This is a genomic window from Nonomuraea sp. NPDC003707 (assembly GCF_053587055.1).
The window spans coordinates 1-5,123 of sequence record NZ_JBSFNK010000108.1; the positions used below are offsets into that span (position 1 = coordinate 1).

At 65.5% G+C, this 5,123-nt stretch carries 7 protein-coding genes and 1 pseudogene; 1 reads left to right on the top strand and 7 read right to left on the bottom strand.

Features of this window, described 5'->3' with window-relative positions:
- Window positions 1-107: 107 nt before the first annotated feature.
- The 3 genes from ACWDRB_RS67555 to ACWDRB_RS67565 all read right to left on the bottom strand — a co-directional run bounded on the left by ACWDRB_RS67555 (window position 108) and on the right by ACWDRB_RS67565 (window position 1,842).
- Window positions 108-908 (bottom strand): SAM-dependent methyltransferase, encoded by an 801-nt coding sequence (locus ACWDRB_RS67555; RefSeq protein WP_449912800.1) that lies wholly within the window; start codon window positions 906-908, stop codon window positions 108-110.
- A 126-nt stretch (window positions 909-1,034) separates the two neighbouring features.
- On the bottom strand, window positions 1,035-1,574 hold the full coding sequence (locus tag ACWDRB_RS67560; RefSeq protein ID WP_449912802.1) for a response regulator transcription factor: 540 nt from the start codon (window positions 1,572-1,574) through the stop codon (window positions 1,035-1,037).
- A gap of 34 nt (window positions 1,575-1,608) precedes the next feature.
- Window positions 1,609-1,842 (bottom strand): flavin reductase, encoded by a 234-nt coding sequence (locus ACWDRB_RS67565; protein WP_449912804.1) that lies wholly within the window; start codon window positions 1,840-1,842, stop codon window positions 1,609-1,611.
- Window positions 1,843-2,061: 219 nt separating this feature from the next.
- Here ACWDRB_RS67565 and ACWDRB_RS67570 point away from each other — a divergent pair, with 219 nt between their 5' ends.
- Entirely contained in the window at window positions 2,062-2,298 is a 237-nt protein-coding gene (locus ACWDRB_RS67570) for a hypothetical protein (RefSeq protein WP_449912806.1), read from the top strand.
- 13 nt (window positions 2,299-2,311) lie between these two features.
- On the opposite strand, the gene ACWDRB_RS67575 is transcribed toward ACWDRB_RS67570, so the two are convergent.
- The 4 genes and pseudogenes from ACWDRB_RS67575 to ACWDRB_RS67590 all read right to left on the bottom strand — a co-directional run.
- Window positions 2,312-3,856: an ISKra4 family transposase gene (locus tag ACWDRB_RS67575; RefSeq protein ID WP_449912808.1), complete on the bottom strand. Its 1,545-nt coding sequence runs from the start codon at window positions 3,854-3,856 to the stop codon at window positions 2,312-2,314.
- 70 nt (window positions 3,857-3,926) lie between these two features.
- On the bottom strand, window positions 3,927-4,511 hold the full coding sequence (locus ACWDRB_RS67580; protein ID WP_449912810.1) for a hypothetical protein: 585 nt from the start codon (window positions 4,509-4,511) through the stop codon (window positions 3,927-3,929).
- An 80-nt stretch (window positions 4,512-4,591) separates the two neighbouring features.
- The gene (locus ACWDRB_RS67585) at window positions 4,592-4,801 is read right to left on the bottom strand and encodes a transposase (RefSeq protein ID WP_449912812.1); all 210 of its coding nucleotides are present in this window, start codon (window positions 4,799-4,801) and stop codon (window positions 4,592-4,594) included.
- Window positions 4,802-4,951: pseudogene (locus ACWDRB_RS67590) on the bottom strand (IS5/IS1182 family transposase); the annotation flags it as partial.
- Between the last annotated feature and the right edge of the window lie 172 nt (window positions 4,952-5,123).

Sequence of the window (5,123 nt, forward strand, 5' to 3'; positions counted from 1 at the left end):
ATGGCGCTTGACGTCTGGCATGCAGGAACCTCCTGGTGGAGAAGGTGCGGGCGTCGTCGCAAGCGGGCGTACTCCTGGGCCACCTCCAGCAGCCAGTTCGATGGCGTTCAAGAGAGATCGGTGATCCGCCCTACACCACCGAACAGGGAGGTGGTTCGGGGCCACTCGTTCTCATCCGGATGCCAGTTGCAGGGGCGAACGAGGCCGGGTTCGACAAGGTCATAGCCATCGAAGAGGCGGCGGATCTCCGCCTCGTTTCTCAGCGAGAGCGCCTCTGTCGCGCTGGCGAACCCGTCGTACCACCCCTTCTGCTCTTTTTCTGACATGCCGTCCGTGGTCAGGTGCGAGATCGCCACGTAGGACCCAGAGGCCTGCCGCTCGCGGAAGGCAGACACGATACGGGCGGGGTCTTCTTCTGGGGTGATGAAGTGGAACACTGCGACGAATAACACGGCGATCGGCTGGCTGAAGTCAAGGAAGTGCTGGATCTCTGAGTTATCCAGGATGGTCTCAGGCTCGCGCATGTCGGCTGTAATAATCTGGGTTGTGTCATCAGCCAACAACGCTCTGCCGTGCACGGCGACGATCGGATCTATATCGACATAGATGACCCGCGATAGAGGGTCGACCTCCTTGGCGATCTGGTGAGTGTTGCGTGCGGTTGGCAGCCCAGAGCCGATATCGAGGAACTGGCGGATGCCACATTCGCTAGATAGGTATCGCACCACGCGTCCGAGGAAACGGCGATTCTCAAAGGCAGTAGACCGCACTACGGCTTCGCCGATCGCTTCATACAGCTTTGCGTTCGCTCTCCTGTCGACTTCGAAGTTGTCCTTGCCGCGCAATGCTTCGTCGTACATGCGCGCAGCCGTAGGTATGCCAAGGGGTATCTTGTGAGCGTTTTGCATTTATATGATCCATAGGTCTTCGACGTAGCCGGCAGCGAGGTCGTCAGTTGGGCTGGTGTACAGCCACAAGCACCGCTCGTTGGTTGTCTGTGGCCATGTAAAAGTGGGTCTGGCAACGCCGTCGAGTCATCCGGGGACGCCCGACCGGCGCCATAGCGTCGCGAGCTGCGTCCGGCTGGTGCAGCCGTTCTTGTCCAACGCCTGGCTGAGGTGCTTCTTGACGGTACCGAGCGAGATGAACAGCCGTTCGGCGATCTGGTGGTTGGTCAGGCCGTTGGCGACGAGCTCGACGACCTCTCTTTCCCGTGGCGTCAGGGTCAGGGCTTGATTCGCGTCCGGTTCAACGCCGGCGAGGATCGAGTGCCGCACGAAAGGGACGAGGTAGCGCCTGAGCCGCTCCAGTATGGCCATCTGCCGATGCCGCGCCTCGGCCTCAGGGTCGAATACGATCATGTGAAGATGTTCGCACGGCTTTCTCACCACGGCCACGCCGCGCCAGCCGAAATGCCGGGCCAGCGCCCTCTCCAGCCGTTCTTCGAACTGCACCATGTCATCGACCTCGAGTACCTCGTCGAGAACATCGCACAGGCGCCGAAAGTCCGACAACTTCAGGTGGTCGGCCGACTGCCAGCTGAACGCCCGCGCTGATTTCGAAATCTCCGTCATTTATGTGCCCCCGCATGCATGAGTTCGAGAAGGGTCAGGATTCCGGCCATGAGGTGTACCGGCGCAGCCCGTATACCAGTGGAATGCGCCGATGCCGCAGCCAGATCCCGACCACTTCTCCGAACATCACGAGGTGGGTCCCAATCGGCCGGACATGGGTGAGCTGGCAATGCGCCACCGAGTGGGCGTACTCGGTCAGCTGCAGCCCGCACCATCCCGACTCGTACTCCCAACATACCCGATCAAAACGGTCGGGCATACGATACATTTCGATGGCTCAGCTCAGAAACGACCGAGGCCGAGTCTGATCGGAAGGTTGGCCGGGCATCCGCTAAGCGGCGGCCTAGCTTAGATACTCGCTGAAGCAAGCCCAAAAGACCAGTAACTCTTCGCAGGGCAACCGTTAAGCAATACTTTCTGACCTGAAGTTGCCCCGATTCGATAGACACATCAGGGCTTGCGACTACACGGCACCATGGTCGAGGTCTTGGGCGTTCTTGAGCGCGTGTCGGTGTTCGTATTTGGCGGGGCTGAACTGGCCGTTTGCGGAGTGGCGCCGGCGTGGGTTGTAGATGCTTCTATGTCAAGCCGCAGGCCGATGGTGTGTGATTTCCTGTTGCCAGGATGCTCGATCGATGATCATTGCCCGGTGGATGACGTCGATGAGGTGGCGTTGGAGGATGCGGCGGGCTCCGCGTTTGCCTTTGGGTGCGGCTCCTCCTGAGTGACTGAAGCGATCAAGCCGTAAGGGCGTATCCGTCCTGGTAGCCGGTCTGATGGACGCGCTCGTGTTGCCGGGCGAGATGGAAAGTCCAGTACTCCTCCAGATGACCGTTGGCGACCAGCGCGCGGAGCTTCAGCACCGCCTCGGCCCCGGCCAGGCCCCACCGCACCCCGGCCAGGTCGAACCTGTCGGCGATCAGATGACGGCACGCGCCCTCTACCACCCCGGTCGCGATCGGCCATCCCGCCTCCAGCGCCTGGTCATACCGCAGATGCCCGGCGTTGTTGGACAGATAGCGGATGCACGCGTCGATGCCGTCACGGTGCTGCGCGCCGGCTGTGGCGGCCTGCGCGGTCAGCGTGGTGATGACCTGGCCGGTGTGCCCGGCCAGCAGGGCCAGGGCATGCCCGGCGACCCAGTCCTCCGCGGCCGGCGCGGCGGGCGGGTGCAAACTCCACGCGGCAGCCCATAACTTCTCCAGCACGTGCACGAATTCGATCACGATGTGGACGCGGATGCGGCGCCGGGCGGCTTCGGCGATGATCAGGTCGAGCTGGTGGCGGGCCCCGTCGACGAGCACGACCCAGGGACGGGCGTGCGCGAGATCACGGGCCTCGGCATGGTCGAACACCTTGGCGATCACAGGGCCGGGGCCGGTGATGACCGAGCCGCACAGCCACTTGCGCGTCGCGTTCGGCCGGGCCCGTGGCAGGCGCCGGCCGGATCGCCCGCCCGGGACGGCGATCACATCGTGCGGCCGCCGCGGCGCCGGTTCGGCGTCGTAGACCACCCCTAGCGTCGCCATCCGTTTGCGCGCCGGTTTCTCCCCGGCCGCCAGCCGGGTCCGGAACGTGGCTCGGGCGCGGGCGGCGGCCTTGGCGGTCGCGGGCCGCAGCGCTTCGGGGCGCATCGCGATGCCCTTGCCGTCCACGCTGATCGCCAGCACCGTGGACGCCGTGCACGGCAGCACGGTCTGCGCGGCGTAGAAGGCGTCGACATCGGCCGCGGCCTGGGCGACCAGCTGCTCGATCTGCCGTTTGCCGATCACCTGACCGCACCGTGTGGTGATCGCCGCCAGGGCGGCGTCGAACGAGCCGCGCACCGTCTCGATGACCGCGAGCTTGGCCAGCCCGGCCGAGTGCCGCACCGCCGGCAGCGACAACGCCGCGTCCACCGGATACACGTTGCGCACCCCCGGGGCCCGCCACGCGCACCGGGTGACCGTCACCGTCCCGGTCACCGTGGCGAGCAGGCGGTGGTGCCCGAGCTCCACCCGCCGCCGCGGCACCCCGTCCGCGCCGATCACCCCCGCGGCGCCACCGTCGGGGTGGCGGGCGTGGCGTACCTGCTCCAGCTCGCGCAGCGCGCGCAGGTCAAGGTGGGCCTGCAGCAGCAGGCGCTGCAGCTCCCGGCCCTGCTCGGTGAGGATCTCCTCCAGCCGGTCATGGGCAAGCGTCCCGGTCTGCGCGTCGGTGAGGTGTCCGATGAGCCAGTTGAAGGTGTTCTTCGCCTCCGCAAAGACGTCAGCGGCCAGGCTGGTGTCGTACGGTGCCTGCATAGGGCTCTTCTCTCGCCAGGGACATGTGGTTGGCACCTTTGAACCTGACGGCGGAAGAGCCCTGCCGCAATCACCCGCCCGGTGACGAAGCAGATGACGGCGCGATGCCGTCTCGTGACCCTCCGTCGCCCTGCGCGGACACCTCACGCGCCACCGGCTCGGTCACCGTGAACAGTCCCGGCCCTTCTTCCTTCGCCCAGCCGCGTTCCACCAGCCGCTTCAGCTTCGAACGTAGCCCTTCCCGCTTGGCCGCCTCATCCGGCAGTCCCATCGCCACCGCGATCTGCCCGGCCCGTATCGCCCGCCCGGCATCGGCCATGATCTCCACCGCGTCTCGGTACGCGCGCGGCAGCACCGCCATATTCATGCCGGGTTGCCAGTGCGGCACCGTCACCACACCCAGCACCGGCGGTCGTGCCGGCGGCGCGGTGCCGGCCGCGTCGGCGGCCCCGGCCTGTCCATCGGGCTCATCGAGCAGCTGGGCCGCTTCACCCAGGATCTCCTCGACGGTCTCCCGTGTGATCGTCAGCCGTGACAAGCAGTCCTGCTCATCCTGCATCTGTGAGGTGAGCGCGGCGATCTGCTCGCCGATCTCCTCGATCCGCCGGCGGACCGCGGCTTCGCGCCGTGCCAATTCCTCGAGCAACGAGCTCATCGTCACCACCGCCTCACGGGTCTGCACTCACAGTAAAAGGCGGTTCCCGAATCAAACAGTCACGACCACAAAAGACCAGCTCAGACGCTCACTGAGGGAGAGCCGCACCCTTTGCCTTTGGCGGGTTCAAGGCGGGCCAGGAGTTCCTGGGCGGCTGGGTGGAAGCGTTTCTGAACGATGGCCGCGGTGTAGAGAACGCTGTTGAGACGGCGGTTGCCACCCCGGTGGAGGCGATGGCGCTTGTGGTCTGAGAGGGCGTCTGAAGAGCGAAGTTTGTGGTTGATTGCCAGTTATGTGTATCGCCAGGTTGGGGTGGTTTCGCCGGTTATGCGTCGGGTGAGGTTGTCGATGGACGCCAGGCGGATCATGGCCGCGGCATGGTCTGGCCGTGTCTCGTAGTCGCGGGCCAGCCGGCGGTGGAGCATGAGCCAGCCCAAGGTGTTGGGTCGAGTCCGGGCGCGGTGCCTGGATTGCTCCAGGTCCGTTTCCCGGACCCGCCCGCCGAACCCGGCGTGCGGTTGGGTAGGCCGCCAGCGAGGTGACTGACACCAGGTCCTTTTCCGACGGCCCCCCACCGAACCGGACGTGCGACGTTAATCGCATCCGGCTCTC

What these genes read in the sequence shown, in the direction of transcription:
- ACWDRB_RS67555 (WP_449912800.1), bottom strand. Translation starts at nt 908, where the DNA reads ATGCAAAACGCTCACAAGATACCCCTTGGCATACCTACGGCTGCGCGC.
- ACWDRB_RS67560 (WP_449912802.1), bottom strand. Translation starts at nt 1,574, where the DNA reads ATGACGGAGATTTCGAAATCAGCGCGGGCGTTCAGCTGGCAGTCGGCC.
- ACWDRB_RS67565 (WP_449912804.1), bottom strand. Translation starts at nt 1,842, where the DNA reads ATGTATCGTATGCCCGACCGTTTTGATCGGGTATGTTGGGAGTACGAG.
- ACWDRB_RS67575 (WP_449912808.1), bottom strand. Translation starts at nt 3,856, where the DNA reads ATGCAGGCACCGTACGACACCAGCCTGGCCGCTGACGTCTTTGCGGAG.
- ACWDRB_RS67580 (WP_449912810.1), bottom strand. Translation starts at nt 4,511, where the DNA reads ATGAGCTCGTTGCTCGAGGAATTGGCACGGCGCGAAGCCGCGGTCCGC.